The organism is Enterobacter sp. K16B, assembly GCF_020216105.1.
In the GTDB taxonomy this organism is placed as follows: domain Bacteria; phylum Pseudomonadota; class Gammaproteobacteria; order Enterobacterales; family Enterobacteriaceae; genus Enterobacter; species Enterobacter sichuanensis.
Genome location: NZ_JAIWJZ010000128.1, coordinates 1 through 24,532, shown reverse-complemented (window position 1 = coordinate 24,532; position 24,532 = coordinate 1). Strand labels below are relative to the sequence as shown.

The following is a 24,532-nucleotide window of genomic DNA, read 5'->3' as shown; positions in this document are numbered from 1 at the left end:
GGCGGTCGTGGCCAGCAGCCACGTCGTGGTGAAGGCGGTGCGCCGAAATCATCGGGCAAACCTCCGCGTCGTAACAACGAGGCCAAACCCGCCGGTGAAAATCCGTGGCGCAGTGGTGAAGGCAAGCCTGCAGGGGAAGGGCAGCGCCGACGCCGCCCGCGCAAACCTGCTAACCCGCAGTAATCTGGAAGCCCGGTCGTAAAGCCGGGCTTTTCTTTTGCGGCAGCCATCAGAAAGTGCCACAATAGTGGCTGTTTATACAGTGTTTCAGGTTTAAAATGGCGTTAACCGCGGCGCTCAAAGCGCAGATTGGTGCCTGGTACAAGGCGCTACAGCAGCAGATCCCCGATTTTATCCCCCGAGCGCCGCAGCGGCAGATGATTGCTGATGTGGCAAAAACGCTCGCCGGGGACGACGGGCGACATCTGGCGATTGAAGCCCCGACCGGCGTCGGTAAGACCTTGTCGTATCTCATTCCCGGCATCGCGATTGCCCGTGAAGAGGACAAAACGCTGGTGGTCAGCACCGCCAACGTGGCGCTGCAGGATCAGATCTTCAGCAAGGACCTGCCGCTGCTGCGCAAAATTATCCCCGACCTGCGTTTCACCGCGGCGTTTGGGCGCGGGCGCTACGTGTGCCCGCGCAACCTGGCCGCGCTCGCCAGCCGTGAACCCAGTCAGCAAGATTTGCTGGCGTTTCTCGATGACGAGCTGACGCCGAACAACAAGGTCGAGCAGGAGCAGTGTGCAAAACTGAAAGCCGACCTCGACGGCTATAGGTGGGACGGCCTGCGCGATCACACCAGCCAGGCCATTAGCGACGACTTATGGCGCAGGCTCAGCACCGATAAAGCGAGCTGCCTCAACCGCAACTGCCACTACTACCGGGAGTGCCCGTTCTTTGTTGCCCGCCGCGAGATTCAGGAAGCGGAAGTGGTGGTCGCCAACCATGCGCTGGTGATGGCCGCGCTGGAGAGCGAAGCCGTATTGCCGGAGCCCAAAAATCTGCTGCTGGTGCTCGATGAAGGCCACCATTTGCCGGACGTGGCGCGGGACGCGCTGGAGATGAGCGCCGAAATCACCGCGCCCTGGTTCCGTCTGCAGCTCGATCTCTTCTGCAAGCTGGTGGCAACCTGCATGGAGCAGTTCCGTCCGAAAACCACGCCCCCGCTGGCGGTGCCCGAGCGGCTGAGCGACCATTGCGAAGAGGTCTACGGCCTGATTGCCTCGCTCAACAACATTTTGAATCTTTATCTTCCGGCAGCCCAGGAGGCCGAGCACCGCTTCGCCATGGGAGAGCTGCCGGAAGAGGTGATGGAGATTTGCCAGCAGCTGGCGAAGCAACTGGAAAAGCTGCGCGGTCTGGCAGAGTTGTTCTTAAACGATCTCAGCGAGAAAACGGGCACCCACGACGTCGTGCGCCTGCACCGCATTCTGCTGCAGATGAACCGCGCGCTGGGGATGTTCGAAGCGCAGAGCAAGCTCTGGCGGCTGGCCTCAATGGCGCAGGCCTCCGGCGCGCCGGTTACCAAATGGGTCACCCGCGAAGTGCGCGACGGGCAGGTGCATCTCTTTTTCCACTGCGTGGGCATCCGCGTGGCCGACCAGCTGGAAAAGCTGATCTGGCGCAGCGTGCCGCACGTGGTGGTCACCTCTGCGACCCTGCGCTCCCTTAACAGTTTCTCGCGTCTGCAGGAGATGAGCGGCCTGAGAGAAAAAGCGGGCGACCGCTTTGTGGCGCTGGACTCGCCATTTAATCACTGCGAGCAGGGCAAGCTGGTTATTCCCCGCATGAAATACGAGCCGCTGATTGACAACGAAGAGCAGCACATCGCGGAGATGGCGGCCTACTTCCGCGAGCAGGTCGAGAGCAAAAAATACCCCGGGATGCTGGTGCTGTTTGCCAGTGGGCGCGCCATGCAACGGTTCCTTGAGCACGTCACCGACCTGCGTTTACTCCTGCTGGTGCAGGGCGACCAGCCGCGCTACCGGCTGGTGGAAACGCACCGCAAGCGCATCGATGGCGGTGAGCGCAGCGTGCTGGTGGGGCTGCAGTCGTTCGCTGAAGGGCTGGATCTCAAAGGGGATTACCTGACGCAGGTGCATATCCATAAAATCGCCTTCCCGCCGATCGACAGCCCGGTGGTGATCACCGAAGGGGAGTGGCTCAAGAGCCTGAACCGCTATCCGTTTGAGGTGCAAAGCTTACCGGCAGCGTCGTTTAACCTGATTCAGCAGGTGGGACGCCTCATCCGAAGCCACGGCTGCTGGGGGGAGGTCGTTATCTATGACAAACGTCTGCTCACCAAAAACTACGGCCAGCGGCTGCTGAATGCCTTACCGGTGTTCCCGATAGAACAGCCGGAGGTACCGGAAATAAAAAAACGCCCGGCAAAGCAGACTGCCGGGCGTCGGAAAAGCATCCGTGCTAAGGGGCGCGGTCCTACTGGTAAGTAAAGGTGGCCTGAACAACGCTACTGAAGGTGCCAGCCGTTACCGGCATCGACGTTGCGTAATAGCGTGCGGCCATCGGAAAATCAGCAGTATGGGTTGAGCCATTTATCATCGTGTTGAAACTGGCTTGTGGGGCGAGGGTGATAAAATCTATCCGGTCTGCCAGTTCAAGGGCGAGGCCACCTGCTGTTCCCGTGTTGGCGTACTTGTTGGGATGCTTTGCGTCCGGCTGGCCATTGACCGTGATGGTGGCGACCATCAGGCTGGCAGGACAATTTGTCAGGAGAAGGTCAAAATTTTTCCATCTTCCGGTATCACCGACGGATTTGAAATCGCTGGAAAGTGTCTGACCCAGATCGACCACCATGTTCTGGCTGCTGCTGTCCACCTGGCAGGTGGTATCGTAAATATTCCCTGCAATATTGACGGTGACGTCGGTTGCGGCCACCGGGAGAGTCGCCAGTAAAAGACAGTACAAAAGCGGTTTCATCGGTTCATCCTTACTGATATTCAAGATCGATGGTGGCAACGGTATTGGCTGTTCCGGCCGTTACGGTGGCATTGGTCTGGTAATACTGAACGGAAAAGGGGATGACGTCGGGCACGTTGGGCTCGGTACTTCCGCCCACCGGAATAGGGTAGTTGTAGCGAAGATCGACGCCGTCAAGCAGCATTCTCACGCCGATACCCGTGGCGCTACCGCTGCCAGGCGTCAGGTTCAGGACATCAGGATACTGGCTGTTATAGCCATTCGCGCTGGTGACCGACGCGGTAAGATTGACCGTTTCAGTACAGGTTGCGGTGATATTGAATGATTTCCATGCCGTATAACTGCCCACATGGGTAAATTGTGAGACCGGGAAGTCCCCTAGCGTGACCGTCAGATTGAGCGGGTCAATGGAGCAGGTGGCCGTTCTCTCCGAAATCGTGGTGGAATAGTGGCTGGTATTACGGGTGCCAGAAATACCGACTGAGTTATATATCCCGAATCCAAACGGATCCTGCGCACTGGAAACCGTCCCCGCGCCAATGTGTGAGGCAGTTTTAATTAACCGTTCGGTATAGGTGAAAGAGAATGTTTGCCCGCTGTCGCTGCTGACACTGCCTACCGGCGTAGCGCTTGAGTCACAGGTATACCCCGTTCCGCGAACGACCTGCCCGCTGCTGTTCAGGAGCTCAATGCCGATGCCGTCAACATTGGTGGCATAAACGCCTGGCATGCCCGGCACTTCAGCTCCCGTCCCGTAATAACAGGCAATAAGGGTATGGTTTGCAAGCGTTCCGGTGCAGCTGCCGCTGACGGTGTGCGTCTTTGCGGATCCCGGAATGACGCTGCCCGTGTCGAGGGTTGTTGGAACGGACAGCGTGCCGACATTAATGTTATAGGGCAGATCGGCACTGTCGCAGGTTGTCGCCGCATGGGCATGCGGCATGAGACATACGCTGGTGAGGAGCACCAGCAGCGCAAAGGCATATTTAAACATGTTCATTTTTCCCCAGAAAAGTCATACGCATTGCGCCGTGATGTTAAGAACCGCACTGTCGTCTTTCGCCGGCAGGTGATACGCCGCGGTACAGTGGCTGTCGGCGGTTTTTCCCCAGCTGACCTTCACCGTGCCTTGCTCATGCATACCGGTCAGGTAGACCTGACCGCCGTCACCGACAATAAATTCACCATCCTGATGGGCCTGCGAGGCCGTTGCTCCAAACGGAATCGGCCGACCATCCGCGCGTGTTAAGGTCATCAACACCCGGCTGCCGACGTGGGTTTCATAATGCGCGCGCACAATCGCGCCGCGCGTTGGCGTCACTGTTTTCGCGGCCTGGTCAATATCCGCATTGCCCGGCAGGGTCTCGGTATTCAGCGCGAGGGTGTTATGTCGATATGGCGTGACGTACGGCACAATGGCGTAGCCGCGGAAATCAGTATTCACGCCTGTCTGGTTGGTGATGTTCGTGTCGTCTGCGCCCGGCGCTTCCACCAGCGCTGCGGTCTCACCCATTGGTTGACCGAGGGTGATGCCGTGAGCATGGGCAATCACACTGCCCTGAAGACCGATGTTGAGCTGTTGCTGCTGGTTATCCTGCGAATAGCCGGCGCTCACTTCACCATAGGTACCTTTGTAATCGCCGTTCAGGCTGGTGCTGTCGCCGCTGCTCTGGCTGTGGCCCTGCTGCACGCCCCAGCTGAGATTATTGCCCGCCAGCGCGGTGCCGTTCAGGCCTACGCTTTGGGTTGTGTCGTGTCTGGTGCTGTTCAGGTTGTAGTTCACCCAGGTGTTGCTGAGCCAGCGACCGAGGGGAACAGAGACGTTGAACGCGAGGGTCTGTTCGCTGGTTTTCTCATTATTATCGTCACTGCCGTCACGCGTGTTTTTATCCAGCCCGTAACTCAGACCGTAGCTGATCCCGTGCCAGGCGTTGTTGTAGCCGAGGCTCAGGGAGGTCATCCCCTGGCTTGCGTTCCAGTAGTTCTCTTTCACCAGGCTTAACGTCAGCGAACCAAACGTGCCGCCGAGCGACTGGTCGACAGTGGCCTCTTCACGGCTGCGCCGGGTATCCGGGGTTTCCCAGTCATCATTACGGGTATGGGAATCCAGGGTGTCCTGCAGGGTGTAGAACCCCTTGCTGTTATAGCGATAGCCGGCAATGGAAAAATGGGTGCCAGTGGTGGCGAAATCTTTGCTGTAGCGGATGCGCCAGGAGCGACCGTGGGTGGCATCCTGGTCCTGCATCACCGATCTGGCGTCGGTGACATCCACTGAAAACGCGCCGAGCTCGCCGATGTTCTTCCCGAACCCCAGCGCCAGCGCATCGTAGTACTGGCTGGCCTGCACGCCGCTGTAGGCCGTAAAGCCATAAGGCAAACCGTAGATTGCGGTCCCCTGGATGAACGGCGTTTTCTCGACGTCACTGTCATAGCTGCGATAGCGCCCCGCGGTAAGACTGTATTTAAAGTGGCCTTCACGCTGCAATACCGGCACCGACGCGTAGGGCACGACAAAATGTTGTTCGCTGCCGTCCGTCTCTTTCACGGTGACGTTCAAATCTCCACTCCCGCCGGTGGGGTAGAGGTCGTTAATCTCAAACGCGCCGGGAGCGACATAATTCTGGTAAATGACGTAACCGTTCTGGCGGACAATCACCTGAGCGTTACTGTGCGCGGTACCGCGGATCACTGGCGCAAACCCTTTCATGCTGTCCGGCAGCATATCGTCGTCCGAGGCGATCTGCGCCCCGGTGAAAGAGATGCTGTCAAAAACGTCCGCAGGGGAAGAGCTTTGCCCGAATTTGACGTTACCGCCAAGCGGCACGATATCGCGCTGGGCATAGGTATAGACGGAGGAAAACGCACTCTCCGCGTCACCGTCACTGCTGGTTTTGCTCCAGGTGGAGTAGTTCCGTAAACGCCACGCCCCGAGGTTAAGGCCCGGACGCAGGTTAAGAAATTCACTGTGCTGATCGGTACTGTTTTCACCTTTGCCGCGGTTGTTCCCGGCGCTGAAGCTGTAATTCAGCAGCAGGGCGTTTATTCCCTCGTCGTATTCCTGCGGGTCGACGTAATCACGCGGGACCTGGGTAATCGCGGTCTGCGGAATGCTTAACAGCAATTGCTGGGGATTAACATGAAACGTTGCGCTGGCGGAGGGGATGAGGCTCAGATCAATACATTGGGCCTTATCGTCCTGCACGTATTTATCGATATTAATGCCGAAGCTTTTTAACTGAGCCGCGCTCAGGCACGGCTGCAGCGTTGATTTTCCGCTGGCGTCTTTTTTCAGCGTGAATTCAATCTCTTTGGCTGAAACTTTATTGTTGTTAACGAACACGTCGACGTGGTATTTACCCGGCGCCTGGCCTGGGCCAATCTCAAAGATACTCAGGTCAGTCTTTCCCTGGCTCGGGTTGTCAATATCCAGCAGCGCCGGGTTGAAATAATCATCGGCCAGAACTTTTTGCACACAAACACCCAACAGGGTACAACCCAATGCAATCAGCATTGAGCGCCCGTGTTGTTTGGGTGGTTCGGTGGAATATTCCCAGCTCATAATGATGTTTAGCGAATCCAGCGGTTATTTAATTTGCGCAGAATATGACTGGCTAATACCGCCGTAGTCATTGATGATTTTCCAGCTCACGGTATGTGCAGTTATATTTCCCGGGGTGGTGAAAACCGTTTCACTTTTCGGTGCGGCATAGGTGGCTTTGTCAACTTTTTTACCGTCGAGTTTTATTTCCTGGAAATTCATATAAAACGGTGTGGGGTTTTCGATAATCAGCTGATTTCCCCGCATGTGCCAGGATAATTGCGTGGTCATATCTTCCGGATTACCGCTAATACTCGCCGGGCGATACAGCAATTTAATTCGGGTTTTAATCGCGATCTGCAGCGTGTTGATGTTTGCATTGCGCTCGGAAGAGGGAATGGATTTAATATTCAACCAGAACAGCGATTCGCGATCGGCGGGTAAATTCCCCCCGGTTCTGATGATACGCAGCACGTTTTCCTGCTTTCCGTCAAGGCGGAACAGGGGCGGCGTGATCAGGAACGGGGCTTTCTCGCGTGCGTTTTCTTCCGTTTCCACCCATGACTGGACAAGGTAGTCGAGGTTGTCCGGGTTGGTGATTCCAATGGAAGACTCTTTTTTATTTTCTGGATAGACCACGCGCGTACCGCCGATAGTAATACCGGCATGTGCGACAGAGACAATAAATAAAAAGGAGGAGGCCAGAAGATATTTTCGCATAGTGAAACCGTCATCAAGAAATAACAGATATTAGCCACTGGGGTAGCTAATATCTGTTTTATTAGTTGTAAACGATGGTGAAGGTGGATGCAGCATTCGCCACGCCGGCGGAAACGGTTCCTCCGGTCTGGATATAGCGTGCACCAAACTCCAGATCGTTCGTTGTAGTACCTGACGTGAGGGTATACGCAGCGGAAGACGTATATAAACTCAGTGGGGTTTGCGTTTTATCCAGCAACTGAACACCCACTCCTGACGCGGTACCGGTTCCTGACGTCACAGCAAGGATATCCTTATTGTTACCATCAGGTGTCCCGCCGAATGTTACCGAGGCGCTGGTAACAGTATCGGGACAATTTTTAAGTTGAATACTAAAGCGAGTAGTCGACGTCGTCGAACCACTTCCGGTAAATGCCGATTTCGCAACCTTACCTAATGATACGGTAAGTGGATTGCTTAATCCGTTTACAACCGTACATGCCGAGTCAATAACTTCACCTGTGAAATTAATTTGACCCTCACCACTGGATGCAAAAGCAGAAACGGAAGCACATGCTATCCCGGCAGCGATCCCCGCAATAATTAATTTTTTCATTTAAATCCTCTGAATGAAAATAGGACACTTCGGGTATTAATCATCACGTGGCTGATTAATTCGGCAGGAACTATCGCTGAGAACTATCTTTCGTTCAATTTAACTTCAGACCATTTTTACCCTCGAAGCGCCTTCGGCGGGGCGGGGAGAGGAAAATGATTACCCGCCAGGCATTTATCAGGGCTATAGTATCTGCAAAGAGCCGCAAGGAGAGATGTCGTGGATTATCGTAAAATTATCAAAGAGGTAGGGCGAGGAAAAAACCATGCCCGCGACCTGGATCAGGAAACGGCCCGTGCCCTGTACACCCATATGCTCAACGGCGATGTTCCCGATCTGGAGATGGGCGGTATCCTGATTGCGCTCCGTATTAAAGGCGAAGGCGAAGCGGAGATGCGCGGCTTCTATGAAGCAATGCAGGCGCAAACGCTGCGTTTAACCCCCCCGGTGGCAAAACCGATGCCGATTGTCATCCCCACCTATAACGGCGCGCGCAAGCAGGCGAATCTCACCCCTCTGCTGGCGATTCTGCTGCACAAGCTGGGCTTTCCGGTGGTGGTCCATGGCGTCAGCGAAGATCCCACGCGCGTGCTGACGGAGACCATCTTTGGCATGTTAGGTATTGAACCGACGCTGCACGCCGGCCAGGCGCAGGCGAAGCTGGACGGCCATCAGCCAGTCTATATTCCGGTGAAGGCACTCTGCCCGCCGCTGGAAAAGCAGCTGGATATGCGCTGGCGCATGGGTGTGCGCAACAGCGCGCACACGCTGGCGAAACTCGCCACCCCCTTTGGCGAAGCGGATGCCCTGCGCCTCTCCAGCGTGTCGCATCCGGAGTACGTGACGCGCGTAGGCACTTTCTTTGAGGAGATTGGCGGCAGGGCACTGCTGATGCACGGCACAGAAGGGGAGGTTTACGCCAACCCGCAGCGCTGTCCGCAGCTGGTCTTAATCGATCCCGCAGGCACGCGGCCCGTACTGGAACGTCAGGAAGAGAATGTCGGCGTGATAGTGCCTGAGGCAAAGGATCCGCATACCACCGCGCACTGGATTGAGCAGTGTCTGGCCGGAAATGTGCCTGTTCCGCATTCGATCAAACTCCAGATGGCCTGCTGTTTGCTGGCGACCGGAGAGGTGGAGTCAGTCGAGGCCGGGCTTGCACGCGTGGCGCAGGCGTTTTAGACAAAAAAAAGCCCGTCCAGTGGCGGACGGGCAAGCAAGGGTAACAAACAACAGGGTCAATGAGGGTTGGAGCAGCTCACCAGAGGGTATGGCGAGGGGACAGCATTCATTCAGTCGATTATTTGTAGATAACCGCAGTACCGCTCAGCTTGTTATTGGTGTTCGCGGAAGTGATGCTGTATCCGCTTGCACCGGCAGCTGCCGCTTTCTCAGCCAGTTTGGCTTCCAGACCGTCCAGCGTGGTCGCGCCTTCTGCACTCACCACACCGATTTTATTCATGTTTTGCGCCTGAGCTGGAGAAACAGGTTCTGCAGCGAATGCACCAAAAGACAGAGCAGACAGGGCAACAGCAGCAACAGCATATTTGATGGTTTTCATAATTAATCTCTCGCAGGTTATTCTGTTAAGGGGACGATGTTCCGTCGATGTGATAAGTATCACGCTTTTTTCCGACAGATAAAATCGAAGAGAATTGACGTGATTGCTCAAAAAAATTGAATGACAAATAACTTATTGAATATTAATAAATTCAGAAGAGGGATTTACATTTCTTGTCGCTGCGCTTTACAGAGGCGTGATGAAGGGCACATTTTGCTACGCGGCGGGCAAAAAATCGTGAGCGTAAAGGAACGCACTTTCGGGGTTTACTTAGGTAAAGGAAAGTCATCGTAACTGGCTGTCTTTCGATCCTCTGCGATTATATCCCGAATGAGATGCATTTTTCGAATCTTTATTCTGCTGACATGAGATGCATAACCGCACGCCGGGAATGGCTTTACGCCGCGCCTCCGGGATGGGCTCTCCACATTCTTCACATTCCGTTAAGCTCTCACCGCGCGGAATTTCGCCGCGAGCGCGGGCAACGGCATCTTCAATTGTACTGTTGATCTGTTCGTTAACGGCGTCGTCATTCGCCCATCCGGAAGCCATGGCATTCTCCTCACGCGGGGGGTATCTGAGTCATATGGGGTCAAAAAATGTGCAATCAAGACAGGGGATGAGAACTGCACCTGTCGGCCAGATGCAGTGATTCTCAGAAGGGGAGACTATTTATAGATGGTTGCTGTGCCATACATGTGGTTATCGCCACCGGCGGAATTTACCACGAAGCCTTTCGCACCTTCCTCGCGGGCTTTTTCAGCCAGTTTATTTTGCAGATCGTCAAGGTTGCTGGCACGGCTCACCGACACGGTGCCCGCAGGGCGGAGCTGGCTGGTATCGGTACTTTGGGTCAGTGACTGAACGGCCATGGCAGAAAATGACGCGGTGGCCAGAACACCGGCAACAACGACAAGGGTCAGATATTTTTTCATAATCACATCCTCAGGGGAAACAACAGGTGATTCCCTTTAAGTTTAGAAGCCGGACGAGTGTGATTAGGCGCAAATATTTGATGATGATCTGCTTATTTTTTGAACGATGTTAATTGACAATTCGCTGACAGATCATAGACATAAAGGTGTTTGATTTATGACGTTTTTTTAAGCGCAGAAGAGAAAGATTTACCGTTGGGCCAGCAAAGGGTATCTTACGCCGCTGTTTAAAGGAGAATGCCATGACTTCCCAAAAGCCGGGATTGCACCCGCGAAATCGCCATCGCAGCCGCTACGACATGAAGGCGTTATGCCTGAGCTGCCCGCCGCTGCAGGATTACCTTGTTCAGACCCCAGCAGGTGAACCGTCGGTTAACTTTGCTGACCCGCAGGCGGTTAAAATGCTGAACAAAGCCCTGCTGGCGCATTTTTACGGTGTGGCGCACTGGGATATTCCGGAAGGCTTTCTCTGCCCGCCTGTACCAGGCCGCGCGGATTATGTGCACCATCTTGCCGATCTCCTCGCAGACGATCGTGACGGCGTGGTACCCCAGAACGCTTCCGTGCTCGATATCGGGACCGGCGCGAACCTGATTTATCCGCTGATCGGCGCGCATGAGTATCACTGGCGCTTCACCGGAAGCGAAATCGGTGCTGAGGCCTTCGCCAGCGCCCAGGCCATTATCAGCGCTAACCCGGGATTAAGCCGTGCTATTCGCCTGCGTCGTCAGAAAGACGCCGCCTCTATCTTCAACGGCATTATCCATAAAAATGAAAGCTACGACGCGACGATGTGCAATCCGCCGTTCCATGATTCAGCCGCCGCCGCCCGCGCGGGCAGCGAGCGCAAGCGCCGCAATCTCGGTCAGGCGGAAGACGCTGCGCTGAACTTTGGCGGCCAGCAGCAGGAGCTGTGGTGTGAAGGGGGCGAAGTCGCGTTCATCCTGCGCATGATCGCAGAAAGCAAGCAGTTTGCCCGTCAGGTGAAGTGGTTCACAACGCTGGTTTCCCGGGGAGATAACCTGCCGCCACTGTACCGCGCGCTGACCGAAGCCGGTGCCGTCAAAGTGGTGAAAAAAGAGATGGCGCAGGGCCAGAAACAGAGCCGCTTTATCGCCTGGTCGTTTATGGACGATAACAAACGTCGCAAATAACACGCTGTCGTAGGCCGGGTCAGGCGAAGCCGCCACCCGGCTCGGTCACAGCGTCGGCTCCTGAGGAGGGAGCGGTGAGGCGGGCGGTGACAAGACCTGATATGTCTGCACCGGCATCCTTACATTTGCCAGATCAAAGTGTTTCTTCACCATGCTGTCGAGGGCGAAGCGAACTGTCCACTGCTTCAGCGGCTGGGTGGTGAAGGAGACGCGAAGGGTAAATGCCGTATTCGTCAGCCCGACAATGCCGGCAAATGATGGCTCGCCAATCACCAGCCCGCGAATATCCTCCATCTGCATCAACTCCTCTACCGCATCTTTCAGCGCCTGCTTCGCTTTGTCTGCATCCTCATGACGATCCACATCGTAGTTCGCCACGACGGAACCAATCCCGCGCACAAAGTTGGCGAAGGTAGTGATCGAAGACCAGGGAATAATATGGTACGCCCCGGTGTCCTGACGCACGCCGACAGATCGGATGGACATGCGCTCCACCGTGCCGGTGAGCGGCCCAATCGTCACCAGATCGCCGGTATTCATCCCGTTCTCAAACTGGATAAAGATGCCGGTAATAATATCCTTCACCAGCGTCTGCGACCCGAAGGAGATCGCCAGCCCCAGCGCACCGGCACCGGCCAGCAGCGGGGCGATATTCACGCCAATCTCGGACAGCACAATCATGATGGTGATGGTACTGATAATTACCGCCAGCGCATTGCGGAACAGCGTCAGCAACGTGCGGGCACGCGCGCTGGGCAGCGGCCTGCCGTGAATGTCAGAGACCAGACGGTTCTCTATCAGGCTTGCCAGCAGCGTCCAGCCGACGGCAGAGAAGAACAGGATCAGCGCGATACGAATTAAAATATCGACGGTCTTTTCCCCGGCGCCGTTATGCAGCCAGTTCCAGAAATCGAACAGCCCCCAGGCGTTGAGCAGCAGCATAATCGCCACGCAGACGGTCAGGATGCGCGCGACCTTGAGCGAGACTGACATCCAGCCGTTCACCCGTTTTTGCAGTTCCGGGTAATTGCGCTGCACCTGCGGTGAGAGGGTGATGGTTTTTGATATCCAGCGGGATAACAGGCCCGACACAAACGCCGCGATGCCGATAATGGCCAGGCTTTTGAATGTGGCACCCATCATAAATTTCAGGCTGTTACCCGGGTCGAACAGCGAAAAGAAGCACAGCACAATGAAATAGGCGCTGGCCAGCCAGTGCCACACGAGGGCGAAGGCGCGAATAAAGAGGCTAAAGAACGAGAGGGAGCGATCGGCCAGATGCAGCAGACTCTCGGTGATGATCTTTTTATTATGGAAGATAAGGTACAGCGACCAGACGGTAATGCACAGCATGATCACCACATTTGCCAGCGCGCCAAACTGGACGTTCACCTGGTTCGAGATGATCGGCACGGCCACCAGCAGACCATAACCAATTAACCCGCTGAGCACGCTCAGACGCAGCGCCCAGTATTTCGCGCTCTCATCCCGTATGGAAAAAGGACGCAGTTCCGGCACGTGGGGGCAAAACAGTAGCCGCAGCAGTGCCTTGAAGAACTCAATCAGGGCAAACGCATTGAGGAACAGCGATTGCTGGAAGGCGATGGTTTTGTTGCCCGCATTCAGCCTGTCGGCCAGCATCTGGCCTAAAAACAGCGTCAGCGCCAGCAGCAGTAAATCGATGATAAACGCTGACGCGATCATCAACGGCAGGTGGAGCCAGCTGCTTCTCTGCTGATTCTTCCTGCGACCCCATTGCCCCATTTTGCGGTACAGCGGCCACGCGCTCAGGCGCACCAGCCAGTAAAAAAGAAATACTGCGCCCGCCAGCATCAGAAACTGCGTGGCGGCGACGGTAAACGTTTGTGGGTTAAAGGGCTTATGCGGTGAGCCAATCAGATTACGATAGAGCTGGGCAAAGCGTGAGGAGAGGGCTTCCCCATAGTGGCGGCTGACGTCGGTGACGTTTTCCAGCACCGTTTTTTGCTCCTCCACCTGCGGAGGGATGATGTCAGGGACCGGTTGCTGCGACGGCGTGGCGGCGACTTTTCGCAGCTGGCTGATGAGCTCCTGGCGGGAAGCATCGTTCTCAAGGACGTCGGCAAGGGCGCTGTAGGCGGCTTTTTTCTGTTCGACATCGGGCTCAGGTGGCGGCGTATTTTCCTTCGTCGCGGTCGTTCCGGTGGTGACGCCGGGGATCGCAACGGCGAACGATGGCGCACTAAACAGGCTTATCAACAGCAACAGGATCCACGGCACGGCGTCCTCCGGTGAAAATGTCGAACAAAATGATAAGTATAGAAGTCGGGACGCAGAGGAGGATTTTTGAGAACAATCTGGCGTAAAAAAGCCGGGCATGCCCGGCTCAGCGTAACGCGGTGGATCAGGAGACGTGCTGCAGGAACTCCTGCAAACGCGGGCTCGGCGGATTCGCGATTAATTCCTGCGGGTTACCGTCTTCCGCGATACGGCCTTTATCAATAAAGATCAGACGGGAAGCCACTTTCTCCGCAAAGCCGATTTCATGGGTCACGATAACCATCGTCATCCCTTCTTCGGCCAGATCCTGCATGACCTTCAGCACTTCATGACGCAGTTCTGGGTCAAGCGCTGAGGTTGGCTCATCAAACAGCATCATTTTCGGTTTAACCGCCAGCGCGCGGGCAATCGCCACACGCTGCTGTTGGCCGCCGGAGAGCTCAGAAGGGTAGTGGTGCGCACGCTCTGCCAGACCCACTTTCGCCAGCAGATCTTTTGCCAGCGCTTCGGCCGCCGCTTTGTTGGCGCCGCGCACGCGCAGCGGGCCAAACATCACGTTTTCCAGCGCCGTCAGGTGCGGGAACAGGTAGAACTGCTGGAACACCATGCCCGCTTCCTGACGAATCAGACGGTCATCCACTTTCGGGTCATTCACCTTCAGACCATCGACGATCAGATCGCCGCTGGTGATCTCTTCCAGCTTGTTGATGCAGCGCAGCAGGGTCGATTTACCGGAGCCGGACGGCCCGATAATCACCACCACTTCACCCTGTTTGATGCTCAGATCGATATTGTGCAGCACCTGGGTTGGGCCAAAGTGCTTGGAAACGTTTTTAAATTCAATCACAGGATTTTCATCCTTCTTTCAAGACGACGCAGAACGAAGCTCAGAACCAGAGTAATGATCAGGTAGACAACGGCTACCGCACTCCAGATTTCCAGCGCACGGAAGTTGCCAGCGATGATCTCCTGGCCCTGACGGGTCAGCTCAGCCACGCCGATAACAATGAACAGCGACGTATCTTTAATGCTGATGATCCACTGGTTACCGAGCGGCGGCAGCATGCGGCGCAGCGCCAGCGGCAGAATAACGTGACGGATCGTTTCGCGACGAGAAAGACCTAACGCCAGACCGGCTTCACTGAAACCTTTATGAATCGACAGCACCGCACCGCGGGTGATTTCCGCAATGTAGGCGCCTGAGTTGATCATAATGGTGACGACGGCGGCGCTGAACGGGTCGATGCGCAGGTCGGTGAACGCCATCGGCAGGGCGAAATAAATGAACATGACCTGCACGACAATGGGCGTGCCGCGGATCACTTCGATGAATACCAGTGCGATGTGGTTTGCAATCCAGCCGCCGTAGGTGCGGGCGAAACCGGCGACAAGACCGATAATCAACCCACCAACCAGACCCAGGACCGAAATCCACAGGGTCATTTTAGCGCCTTCAAGCAAGAGTGGAATGGCAGGCCAGATGGCGCTCCAGTCAAACTGCATGATAATTTCCTGTTACTGTTACCGTGTTTCAAAAATATCAGGGGCGAAAGGTCGCCCCCGAGTGAACATCATTTTTACGTCTTATTATTTAGGCTCGGTACCGAACCATTTTTTGTAGATTTCGTTATAAGTGCCGTTCTCTTTCAGCGTTTTCAGCGCGCCGTTAACTTTGGTGCGCAGCTCGTCGCTGCCTTTCGGGAAGGCGATACCGTACTGCTGTGCTTCCAGAGACTCACCCACCGCTTTGAACTTGCCGTTGCCCGCCGTTTTGATGAAGTACAGGATGTTAGGCGTGTCGTGCAGAACCGCGTCAGCGCGGTTGGTGCCGAGTTCCATGTAGGCGTTATCGATGTTCGGGAACTGACGCAGGTCTTTGGTTTTGATATTCGCTTTGGCGTAATCAACAGAACCGGTGCCACTCTTCACTGCAACCACTTTGCCGTCGAGATCTTTCACGCTTTTTACGTCGTTATTATCGGCTTTGACCATCACCAACAGGCCGCTTTTGTAGTAGCCGTCAGAGAAGTCGATCGCTTTTTTACGCTCATCAGTGATGGTGATACCCGCCAGCGCCAGATCTACGTTTTTGGTTTGCAGTGCCGGGATAATGCCGCTGAAGTCCATTGGCTTCAGGGTGTAATCCAGCTTGAGTTCTTTTGCGACAGCGGCCCACAGATCCACATCAAAACCAACGTATTTATCACCCTGTTTGAATTCAAACGGAACGAACGCCGTGTCGGTCGCCACAACCAGTTTGTCGGCAGCCTGAGAGGACACCGCAAAAGCCAGGGTAAGTGCAGCCAGTGAAACTTTTAATACAGACTTCATAGCATTTCCTTTTATATCCACGGGGCGATCCCCTGCGAGAACACGTGGCACAATGAAAAAATCGTGCCAACTTTACAAGCTATTGTTTTGTAAAGGGGATGATGTCATGCATTGCACAATAAACGTGGCAATGGCGTTCTGTTGCACCAATGTGGAGCACTGTTTTGGTGCGTCTGGTTTGGTGCAACTGACGGGGAGACATTTAGCGGAAATTCTGACGAAAAAACAATCTTTCGTTAACGGTTGTGTGAGGTGATTATTACAATTTCTTCACTTTTGCACGGTCTCAGGCAAAAAGTGTGCACCATAGATGTGCAAAACCCTCGCCAGTGGGCGAGGGCTTAATAGATAATTCGTATGAATTATTCGATGTTAGATTCGATAAACCACAAGAATTGATCCAGGTCGCGGGAGGCAGCAGTGAAGATGTCTGCGGTATCTTCGTCTTTCGCCTGGCTGATGGCTTTACGCACATCGTTTGCCACGATGGCATAACGGTCCGCCAGCTCTTTCAGGTGCTCCTGAACGGTATGGATATCCAGCGGATAGCTTTTCAGTGGCGTTTTGCTGTTGATCACCTGCGTGGTACCCAGCGCCACACCGCCCAGTTGCACAGCACGTTCGGCCATGGTATCGAGGTGGGTCACCAGTGCTGTGCGGAAGCCATCCAGCATTTCATGAACGGCAATAAAGTTTGCACCGCGCATATTCCAGTGGGCCTGTTTGGTGATCAGCGAAAGATCGATGAACTGGATCACCTGGCGATTGAGCAACTCAATCGTTGCTTTTTTGTCGCTGTCCGATACATCGTTACGGGTATAAAGCAGATTAGACGCTTTCGTTTTCACCAGTTTAGCGGTACTCATAATCTCATATCCTCTTGATGTTTATGTCCCAGGTAATTACGGAACTAAGTATAGCACCGGATTTTTTCCCTGCGGTCTGGCTGTGCCTATTGGTTTAATAGCAAGAAGTGCGTTGTATTTTTAACTCACTGATAGAAAAGGAGGATTCTGGAATTGATGCAGATCAATCTTAATTCTGCTTACCGCTTTGGGTACGAGGAGAATATGTCTTCTTTGTGACAAAGCATGTCAGGAAATATAAGGGTTTTCTCCCTGGCATTTATTCTGCATGACAATGAAGCCATGCAGAATATACGTCATTAGCTAAGGTCTACTTTCTGAACTTTTGACTCGGGACGCATGGTGAGCGTCGAGCCCATAGAGGCCGCAATAATGGAGCACAGTGCCAGCGTCTGGGTAAAGGTCAGGGTTTCACCGAGGAAGATCATCCCGGAGATAGCGGCAAGCGCGGGCTCCATGCTCATCAGCGTACCAAAGATGCGCGTGGGCAGGCGGGTGAGGGCAATCATCTCCAGCGAATAGGGCAGCGCAGTCGAGAGAACAGCGACAGCGAGCCCAACCGGCATCACTGACCATTGCCAGATGGACTCCGTGGCCTGCGCCATGCCGAGCGGCACAAAGATGATGGCCGCTATTAATGACCCCAGCGCGACGGTCGCCGGCCCATGCTCTTCCCCGGCACGTTGACCCGTAAGGATATAGACCGCCCAGCAGGCACCCGCCCCCAGAGCCAGCGCGGCCCCCGTCAGGTCGATCTCGGAGACGTTCTGGCCCAGCGGTAACAGGAACCATAATCCCAGAACGGCTAATATCACCCAGATAAAGTCAACAGGCCGCCGGGACGCGAAAAGCGCCACTGCCAGCGGGCCGGTAAATTCCAGCGCGACGGCAATACCCAGAGGAATGGTCTGGATAGAGAGATAGAACATATAGTTCATTGCCCCCAGCGCCAGTCCGTAGAAAAGCAGCGGAAGTCGCTGCGCTTTCTGGACGCGCAGCCGCCAGGGTTTAAAGATGACCACGAGGATCAGGGTGCCTAATGCGATACGCAGCGCCGTCACGCCCGGTGCGCCCACCAGCGGGAAGAGTGATTTCGCGAGTGATGCGCCGCTCTGAATGGACAACATCGCAATCAGTATTACAGCAACCGGCATCCAGACCGATGACCTGCGGGATAACCCTGGCATCCTTTCTCCTGTCATGTTTTGTCAAAAAGGGTAAAAGCCGCAGTGTAATGGAAATATGGCGCAACGGTTGAGCTACTGTTGAAAAAAAACCAGGGAAAATCCGTAAAATAGATAAGCACTGCTGGTTTTATCGCCTGTCAGATTAGGAATAATCTGGATGAATGTAACGGCATTGACGCGCACTATTGGCGTTTTGCAGCAGAAATCCTTTGTGATTTGAATAAGATAACTGTCGATGGAAACGTTCTGTTACAGGAAAGGCTTCGTTAGACATCACGAATCACAAAGAGTTTCGCAAATTTTTTTGATATATTTAAAACTTACGGACTTACTTGAAGCACATTTGAGGTGGTTATGAAAAAAATTGCATGTCTTTCAGCACTGGCCGCTGTACTGGCTGTTTCCGCAGGTACCGCTGTAGCTGCTACTTCTACTGTAACTGGTGGTTACGCTCAGAGCGATATGCAGGGCGTGATGAACAAAGCTAACGGTTTCAACCTGAAGTATCGTTACGAGCAGGATAACAACCCACTGGGCGTGATCGGTTCTTTCACCTACACCGAGAAAGATCGTTCTGAAAACGGCGCATACAACAAAGGTCAATACTACGGTATCACCGCAGGTCCAGCTTACCGTCTGAATGACTGGGCAAGCATCTACGGTGTTGTTGGTGTTGGCTACGGTAAATTCCAGCAGACCGAAAACGAAGGTCTGAACCGCACTGCAAGCAACAGCGACTATGGCTTCTCCTATGGCGCAGGCCTGCAGTTCAACCCAATCCAGGACGTTGCTCTGGACTTCTCCTATGAGCAGAGCCGTATCCGCAACGTTGACGTTGGCACCTGGATCGCGGGCGTAGGTTACCGCTTCTAATCACTTCGGTGATTAAATAAAAAATCCGCCCACTGTGGCGGATTTTTTTTTGCAAGGTAAAAGCAAAACGGCAACCATGGGTTGCCGTTTTTACTGTTTTTTCCCTCTCTCCGTGGGAGAGGGCCAGGGTGAGGGCATCAGGCCGCTACTTACTCTTAATATCAAAAATATCCGTACCCAGATGGTTGTAGTCAACTTTCTGTAACTTGAAGTTGGTAACGTATACTGGGGGCGCTTTCTTGTTTGAGACAAACGGGTAAGCATTTTTTATCTGTTCGGCAGTAATCCCCGTCCACTGCGAGAAGAACTGCAGGAAGTCATTTGCCGAACGACGCGCTTTAATGATGCGGTGCGTTTTATCATCACTCGACAGCACCATAAACGGTACCTGGAAGTTCTGCTGGAACTTGTCATCGTGCGCCAGATACTGCACCTCTTTGCCGCGCTCTTTAAACGCCAGCCCGTGATCCGAGAAATAGACCATGGAGAAGCTGTCGCCTGTATTGCGTAACTGCTCGTACAGCTTGCTGAGCAGGTCGTCGGTTTGCGTCATGGTGTAGAGATAGCACGAGGTCTCTTTGGACTGCACAAACTCCGCGTACTTCCCGCCAGTACGGTCGCACGCCTGCGGGTGTGACCCCATCAGGTGCAGGACAATCAGCTGAGGCTGCGTGCGCTGGGTGGCAAAGACCTGCGCCGTCATCTTAAGCAAAGCTTCGTCTTTGGTGTTTTTATCGGCTTCAAAATCACCGTTTTTCAGGAACTGCACTTCATCAGCCCGTTTGGCGATGCTGGCGATGGCGGTATCGTATTCGCCAATTTGCCCCTGATTGGAGAACCACCACGTCTGAAAACCTGCGCGGTTTGCCAGAGTGACGAAATTATCCTGATACTGGGGTTTGCCATCCACCACCCGGTTAAGGGTCAGGCCGAGCGATTTCTGCGTCGAGCCGCTGGCCGCGACATAATCGGTAAACAAGGTCCCCTTGACCGAATCAGCAAACGGGGTGTTATTCCAGTGCCCGCCAAACGCCCCCATGGCATCGCGACGCGCGCTTTCACCAATCACCACCACATAAGTGTGATATTTCGGCTTCACCGCCAGCACGTTCCAGGTGTCTTTCATATTGGAAAGCTCAGCCATACGCGCCTGTTCGTCGAGCACCTCTTTATTGTTCACCACCACATCTTTCACGAAGCGGAAAACCGGATAGCCTACATTGATCAGCCTTAGCTTGCCGTCCCAGGGAATATTCTGGATGGGGGCGACAAACGCCACGGCAACGCTGAACACCAGACAGAGTACTTCGATCTTACCCCAGGATTTTTTCTCGTCAGACTGACGACGAATGGCGATAACGCCCAACGCGAAGATAAAGAGCCCGACCACGTAGCTGTACCACGGGAAGATCGTCAGAATCTCCGTCGACTCTTCCATGTTGGTCGAGTGCAGCGCCAGCAGGGTATTAAAGTTTGGCGAGCCGTACGCCTGACCAAACGGAAAATAGAGCGCAGCAACCAGCGAACAAATGCCGATTAACGCTTTTTGCGCACGTGGCGCGGTTCGCCACAGCAGGTGCAGAATGCAGGTAAAAGCCACTGCGTAGAGCAGACTAAAGGGATAACCGAGTGCAAAGTTAATCAGTAATGACTGCAAAAAGTAAAATCCCGTCCACGGGCTTAAGGCCCGACTGCGGGTCACAACGGTATCTATCAGGGTTAAATTCATAGGTCACTATCATGGATGAAAACGCCATGTGCTCACCCTGGCGTCAAGGGTCATAACCTGCCTGACAGTGCGTGGAGAGGGAATGAGGGTCCGCTTCAGCGAGCCGCAAATTGTGCAGGGCTGCAAGAAGATAGTGCGAGCGCTAAATAATATCAACAGTTGCTAAGCAGATGTTTTGCGAAGGGGATTGCAAATCCGTAAAAAAGATCGGGAATAGGGCGGCTAAAAGCCAGTTTACAGCGAGAGTGTGACGGGAAAATGACGCGGCGTACCGCAACGCCGCTTAGTGGGAAGGTTTGTCGTCCTGATGCGGTTTGTTGTTAAACATATCGCACAGCATGTTCAACAGCATTAAGCGCACTTTAAAAGGAGAGTGGGTAAACACGGTCATACACCTCTTGAATTCGTTCATAAGACCTCCTGATTTTTGATCCCTTCGATCCGTGAAGGGTGACTGCATTACATACAGATATAGCACAGGCTATATTGTATAGCTATGGCTATTTCGTTAATTTTTTGTGCTTACAGAGCTATGGTTTACAATGTGCGCTCTCGATACCGGGCGCTGGAAGCGTCACCCCACTGAGGAAGTACAATGAACCGTCGCGCAGGTAAGCCAGCAATGAGGAAAACGACGCAACTGGTGAATGTTGAAGAACATGTCGAAGGTTTTCGCCAGGTCCGTGAAGCGCACCGGCGTGAACTGATTGATGATTATGTTGAACTCATTTCCGATCTGATCCGTGAGGTTGGGGAAGCGCGCCAGGTCGATATGGCCGCCAGGCTGGGGGTATCGCAACCAACCGTTGCGAAGATGTTAAAACGGCTGGCTTCTGTGGGGTTGATCGAAATGATCCCCTGGCGCGGGGTTTTCCTGACGCCGGAAGGGGAGAAACTCGCGCAGGAGAGCCGCGAGCGCCATCAGCTTGTCGAGAATTTTTTACTGGTGCTGGGCGTCAGCCCGGAGATTGCCCGCCGGGATGCGGAAGGTATGGAACACCACGTCAGCGAAGAGACGCTGGTGAAGTTTCGCGAATTTACCCTTAAATATGGTCCCTCCGCTGAATGAAAATCCCTGGACTGCAGGCCCTGGCACGCGATCGCTTCTTTCATCTGTTATTGATCACTGGCGCAGGGTTAAGCCTCTTTGTGCCGTTTGCGCCGCACGCCTGGCCTGCTGCGATTGACTGGCGCACCATTATTACCCTGAGCGGCTTAATGATGCTCACCAAAGGGGTCGAGCTGAGCGGCTATTTTGACGTGCTGGGACGTAAAATGGTGCGCCGCTTTGCCACCGAGCGCAGGCTGTCCCTGTTTATGGTCTTCTCCGCCGCGGTACTGTCGACGTTTCTGACTAACGACGTGGCGCTGTTTATTATCGTGCCCCTCACGCTCACCCTGCGTAAGCTGTGCGAGATCCCGGTTAGCCGGCTGATCATCTTTGAAGCGCTGGCCGTCAACGCGGGTTCGCTGTTAACGCCTGTCGGCAACCCTCAAAATATCCTTCTCTGGGGGCGTTCCGGGCTGTCGTTCGCCGCATTCACCTGGCAGATGGCACCGCTGGCACTGGTGATGATGGCGTCGCTGCTGGCGGTGTGCTGGTTTGCGTTTCCGGATAAAAAACTGCAATACCACAGCGGTACAACCGGCCCGCAGTGGCAGCCTCGTCTGGTCTGGAGTTGCCTTGGGCTATACATCGTCTTCCTGTTCGCGCTGGAGCTGAAGTATGAGCTGGCGGGCGTGCTGCTCGTGGCGGCGGGGTTTGTCGTGCTGGCACGTCGCGTGCTGGTGAGCGTGGACTGGACGCTATTGCTGGTCTTTATGGTGATGTTTATTGATGTGCATCTGCTCATCCAGCTTCCGGTGCTGCAAAACGTGCTGCACAGCGTCAGTACGCTGTCTCAGCCGGGACTGTGGCTGACGGCGATTGGCCTGTCGCAGGTTATCAGCAACGTGCCTTCCACCATTCTGCTGCTCAACTACGTTCCGCCGGACACGCTGCTGGCCTGGGCCGTTAACATTGGCGGGTTTGGGCTGCTGCCTGGATCGCTTGCCAACCTGATTGCCCTGCGGATGGCGAACGATCGCCGTATCTGGTGGCGCTTCCATCTCTGGTCGCTTCCGATGCTGATCTGGGCCGCGACGATCGGTTTCGGAATATTCCTTCTCATATAGTGCGCAATTTGTCAGTTTTTCCTGGCAAACGTATAGCAACGTCCTAGCTTTAGTGAACGGCATAGTGTGATGCCGCTCACTGACAGGACTGTTGCTGACCTATGGCTGAAGATCAAAATCCGCCTGCTGACGAGCAGGACAAAAACAATAATGAGCGTAAGCGTCCGGGCAAAAAACCGTTAATCATCCTCGGCATTGTCGTGGTGATCATGGTTGTTGTGGCGCTGGTCTGGTGGTTTTTAACCCGTAACGAAGAGACAACCGACGACGCCTTCACCGACGGTGACGTGGTGACGATTGCCCCCAAAACGGCAGGTTATGTCACCGAGCTGCGCGTGCGCGATAACCAGCGCGTGAAAAAGGGCGATCTGCTGGTTGTCATCGATCCGCGGGATACCACCGCACAGCGCGATCAGGCTCAGGCCCAGCTTGGGCTGGCTATCGCGCAGCTGCATCAGGCCCAGGCGCAGCTGGCGCTCTCCAGAGTGCAGTATCCCGCCCAGCGTGATGAGGCCAGAGCGCAGGTGCTGAAAGCGCAGGCCGATCTGGCGAACGCGCAGGCAGAGTATCGCCGCCAGCGCGGCGTCGACCCGCGTGCGACCACCCAGCAAAGTATTGATTCCGCGAATGCGCAGCTGCGCAGTGCCCAGGCGGGTCTGGCCAGCGCCCAGGCGCAGCTGGAAGTGGCAGAGCAGGTACAGCTGCAAATCCGCCAGCAAGAAACCAACGTTGAAGCGCGCGAGCGTCAGGTCGAGCAGGCCAAAGCGCAGCTGGAAACGGCCAATCTGAACCTCTCTTACACCGAAGTCCGCGCCCCGTTCGACGGGTTTGTCACCAAACGCAACGTGCAGCCCGGCACGCTGGTGCAGGCGGGAACGGCGCTGTTCTCGCTGGTTTCCCCGAACGTATGGGTGGTGGCGAACTTCAAAGAGTCGCAGCTTGAGCGGATGAAGCCGGGTGATAAGGTCACCGTCTCCGTGGACGCATGGCCGGATATGGAACTTGAGGGGCATGTCGACAGTATCCAGCAGGGGAGCGGCTCGCGTTTCTCCGCCTTCCCGGCAGAAAATGCCACCGGTAACTTTGTCAAAATTGTGCAGCGCGTGCCGGTGAAAATCGTGATTGATAAGGGGCTCGATCCGAACAAACCGCTGCCGCTGGGGCTGTCGGTGGCACCGAAGGTGACGGTGGAATGACGGATCACAGCCACGACAACTGGAAACCCGCCAGTAATCCGTGGGCGGTGGCGATTGTCGTCACCCTGGCGGTGTTTATGGAGATCCTCGACACCACCATCGTCAACGTGGCGCTGCCCCACGTGGCGGGGTCGCTCTCCTCCAGCTACGACGAATCCACCTGGGTGTTAACCAGCTATCTGGTCGCGAACGGCATTGTGCTGCCCATCTCGGCGTTTCTCAGCCGGGTGTTTGGTCGTAAGCAGTTCTTCCTGATCTGCATCGTGATGTTTACGGTCTGTTCGTTCCTGTGCGGGATTGCCACCGAGCTGTGGCAGATCATTCTGTTTCGCGTAATGCAGGGCTTCTTTGGCGGCGGCCTGCAGCCTACCCAGCAGTCGGTACTGCTCGACTACTTCAAGCCGGAGGATCGGGGCAAAGCGTGTGGGCTCTCGTCCATTGCGATTATCGTTGCCCCGGTACTCGGCCCG

At 54.8% G+C, this 24,532-nt stretch carries 24 protein-coding genes and 1 pseudogene; 9 read left to right on the top strand and 16 right to left on the bottom strand.

Annotated features, from left to right (window positions below; all coding sequences use genetic code 11):
* Together LDK53_RS19965 and dinG are read left to right on the top strand one after the other, a co-directional pair.
* Positions 1 to 183 (top strand): annotated as a pseudogene (locus LDK53_RS19965) (ATP-dependent RNA helicase RhlE); the annotation flags it as partial.
* 95 nt (positions 184 to 278) lie between these two features.
* Positions 279 to 2,456, top strand: coding sequence for an ATP-dependent DNA helicase DinG (gene dinG / locus LDK53_RS19960; protein WP_225287890.1), 2,178 nt, complete (start codon positions 279 to 281; stop codon positions 2,454 to 2,456).
* Here dinG and LDK53_RS19955 read toward each other — a convergent pair.
* The 5 genes from LDK53_RS19955 to LDK53_RS19935 all read right to left on the bottom strand — a co-directional run bounded on the left by LDK53_RS19955 (position 2,443) and on the right by LDK53_RS19935 (position 7,796).
* The gene (locus tag LDK53_RS19955; RefSeq protein WP_095450008.1) at positions 2,443 to 2,943 is read right to left on the bottom strand and encodes a fimbrial protein; all 501 of its coding nucleotides are present in this window, start codon (positions 2,941 to 2,943) and stop codon (positions 2,443 to 2,445) included. The two genes, dinG and LDK53_RS19955, sit on opposite strands and share 14 nt — an antisense overlap.
* A gap of 10 nt (positions 2,944 to 2,953) precedes the next feature.
* Positions 2,954 to 3,943, bottom strand: coding sequence for a fimbrial protein (locus tag LDK53_RS19950; protein ID WP_225287889.1), 990 nt, complete (start codon positions 3,941 to 3,943; stop codon positions 2,954 to 2,956).
* A 15-nt stretch (positions 3,944 to 3,958) separates the two neighbouring features.
* Positions 3,959 to 6,454 carry a fimbria/pilus outer membrane usher protein gene (locus LDK53_RS19945; protein WP_225287888.1) on the bottom strand — a complete coding sequence of 832 codons (2,496 nt, stop codon included), beginning with the start codon at positions 6,452 to 6,454 and terminating at the stop codon, positions 3,959 to 3,961.
* Between the two features lie 72 nt (positions 6,455 to 6,526).
* A complete protein-coding gene (locus LDK53_RS19940; RefSeq protein WP_225287887.1) occupies positions 6,527 to 7,201 on the bottom strand; it encodes a molecular chaperone in 675 nt (224 codons plus the stop codon).
* A 61-nt stretch (positions 7,202 to 7,262) separates the two neighbouring features.
* The gene (locus LDK53_RS19935) at positions 7,263 to 7,796 is read right to left on the bottom strand and encodes a fimbrial protein (RefSeq protein WP_225287886.1); all 534 of its coding nucleotides are present in this window, start codon (positions 7,794 to 7,796) and stop codon (positions 7,263 to 7,265) included.
* A gap of 219 nt (positions 7,797 to 8,015) precedes the next feature.
* Here LDK53_RS19935 and ybiB point away from each other — a divergent pair, with 219 nt between their 5' ends.
* On the top strand, positions 8,016 to 8,978 hold the full coding sequence (gene ybiB, locus LDK53_RS19930; RefSeq protein ID WP_047958080.1) for a DNA-binding protein YbiB: 963 nt from the start codon (positions 8,016 to 8,018) through the stop codon (positions 8,976 to 8,978).
* 118 nt (positions 8,979 to 9,096) lie between these two features.
* Here the strand turns inward: ybiB and ybiJ are convergent, their stop codons facing one another.
* The 3 genes from ybiJ to mcbA form a co-directional block, all read right to left on the bottom strand.
* Entirely contained in the window at positions 9,097 to 9,357 is a 261-nt protein-coding gene (ybiJ, locus tag LDK53_RS19925) for a DUF1471 family protein YbiJ (RefSeq protein ID WP_025757265.1), read from the bottom strand.
* Between the two features lie 285 nt (positions 9,358 to 9,642).
* Positions 9,643 to 9,909 carry a DksA/TraR family C4-type zinc finger protein gene (locus LDK53_RS19920; RefSeq protein WP_225287885.1) on the bottom strand — a complete coding sequence of 89 codons (267 nt, stop codon included), beginning with the start codon at positions 9,907 to 9,909 and terminating at the stop codon, positions 9,643 to 9,645.
* Positions 9,910 to 10,025: 116 nt separating this feature from the next.
* Positions 10,026 to 10,292, bottom strand: coding sequence for a DUF1471 family periplasmic protein McbA (gene mcbA / locus LDK53_RS19915; RefSeq protein WP_025757267.1), 267 nt, complete (start codon positions 10,290 to 10,292; stop codon positions 10,026 to 10,028).
* Between the two features lie 242 nt (positions 10,293 to 10,534).
* Between mcbA and rlmF the strand changes: the two genes are divergently transcribed.
* Complete coding sequence (gene rlmF / locus LDK53_RS19910) at positions 10,535 to 11,446, top strand: 23S rRNA (adenine(1618)-N(6))-methyltransferase RlmF (protein WP_025757268.1); 912 nt, start codon at positions 10,535 to 10,537, stop codon at positions 11,444 to 11,446.
* Positions 11,447 to 11,491: 45 nt separating this feature from the next.
* Here rlmF and ybiO read toward each other — a convergent pair whose 3' ends face one another.
* The 6 genes from ybiO to rhtA all read right to left on the bottom strand — a co-directional run bounded on the left by ybiO (position 11,492) and on the right by rhtA (position 18,089).
* The gene (gene ybiO / locus LDK53_RS19905) at positions 11,492 to 13,705 is read right to left on the bottom strand and encodes a mechanosensitive channel protein (RefSeq protein ID WP_225287884.1); all 2,214 of its coding nucleotides are present in this window, start codon (positions 13,703 to 13,705) and stop codon (positions 11,492 to 11,494) included.
* A gap of 124 nt (positions 13,706 to 13,829) precedes the next feature.
* Positions 13,830 to 14,552, bottom strand: a complete 723-nt coding sequence (glnQ, locus tag LDK53_RS19900) for a glutamine ABC transporter ATP-binding protein GlnQ (RefSeq protein ID WP_025757270.1) — start codon at positions 14,550 to 14,552, stop codon at positions 13,830 to 13,832.
* Positions 14,549 to 15,208 (bottom strand): glutamine ABC transporter permease GlnP, encoded by a 660-nt coding sequence (gene glnP / locus LDK53_RS19895; protein WP_003858462.1) that lies wholly within the window; start codon positions 15,206 to 15,208, stop codon positions 14,549 to 14,551. The genes glnQ and glnP overlap by 4 nt, the downstream gene beginning before the upstream one ends.
* Before the next feature lie 84 nt (positions 15,209 to 15,292).
* Positions 15,293 to 16,036 (bottom strand): glutamine ABC transporter substrate-binding protein GlnH, encoded by a 744-nt coding sequence (gene glnH, locus LDK53_RS19890; protein ID WP_025757271.1) that lies wholly within the window; start codon positions 16,034 to 16,036, stop codon positions 15,293 to 15,295.
* Between the two features lie 362 nt (positions 16,037 to 16,398).
* Complete coding sequence (dps, locus tag LDK53_RS19885) at positions 16,399 to 16,902, bottom strand: DNA starvation/stationary phase protection protein Dps (protein ID WP_025757272.1); 504 nt, start codon at positions 16,900 to 16,902, stop codon at positions 16,399 to 16,401.
* 299 nt (positions 16,903 to 17,201) lie between these two features.
* Positions 17,202 to 18,089 (bottom strand): threonine/homoserine exporter RhtA, encoded by an 888-nt coding sequence (rhtA, locus tag LDK53_RS19880; protein ID WP_025757273.1) that lies wholly within the window; start codon positions 18,087 to 18,089, stop codon positions 17,202 to 17,204.
* 354 nt (positions 18,090 to 18,443) lie between these two features.
* Between rhtA and ompX the strand changes: the two genes are divergently transcribed.
* Positions 18,444 to 18,962 (top strand): outer membrane protein OmpX, encoded by a 519-nt coding sequence (ompX, locus tag LDK53_RS19875; protein WP_025757274.1) that lies wholly within the window; start codon positions 18,444 to 18,446, stop codon positions 18,960 to 18,962.
* 145 nt (positions 18,963 to 19,107) lie between these two features.
* Here the strand turns inward: ompX and LDK53_RS19870 are convergent, their stop codons facing one another.
* Positions 19,108 to 20,691 (bottom strand): phosphoethanolamine transferase, encoded by a 1,584-nt coding sequence (locus LDK53_RS19870; protein ID WP_225287883.1) that lies wholly within the window; start codon positions 20,689 to 20,691, stop codon positions 19,108 to 19,110.
* Between the two features lie 283 nt (positions 20,692 to 20,974).
* A complete protein-coding gene (gene mntS / locus LDK53_RS19865; RefSeq protein ID WP_014831181.1) occupies positions 20,975 to 21,103 on the bottom strand; it encodes a manganase accumulation protein MntS in 129 nt (42 codons plus the stop codon).
* A gap of 183 nt (positions 21,104 to 21,286) precedes the next feature.
* Here mntS and mntR point away from each other — a divergent pair, with 183 nt between their 5' ends.
* The 4 genes from mntR to LDK53_RS19845 all read left to right on the top strand — a co-directional run.
* Positions 21,287 to 21,760 (top strand): manganese-binding transcriptional regulator MntR, encoded by a 474-nt coding sequence (gene mntR / locus LDK53_RS19860; RefSeq protein ID WP_025757276.1) that lies wholly within the window; start codon positions 21,287 to 21,289, stop codon positions 21,758 to 21,760.
* On the top strand, positions 21,757 to 22,866 hold the full coding sequence (locus tag LDK53_RS19855) for an anion transporter (RefSeq protein WP_225287882.1): 1,110 nt from the start codon (positions 21,757 to 21,759) through the stop codon (positions 22,864 to 22,866). The genes mntR and LDK53_RS19855 overlap by 4 nt, the downstream gene beginning before the upstream one ends.
* 101 nt (positions 22,867 to 22,967) lie before the next feature.
* Positions 22,968 to 24,062: an HlyD family secretion protein gene (locus LDK53_RS19850; protein ID WP_025757278.1), complete on the top strand. Its 1,095-nt coding sequence runs from the start codon at positions 22,968 to 22,970 to the stop codon at positions 24,060 to 24,062.
* Positions 24,059 to 24,532 (top strand): MFS transporter (locus LDK53_RS19845; protein WP_225287881.1); only part of this gene is annotated, 474 nt, incomplete at its 3' end. The genes LDK53_RS19850 and LDK53_RS19845, both read left to right, overlap by 4 nt.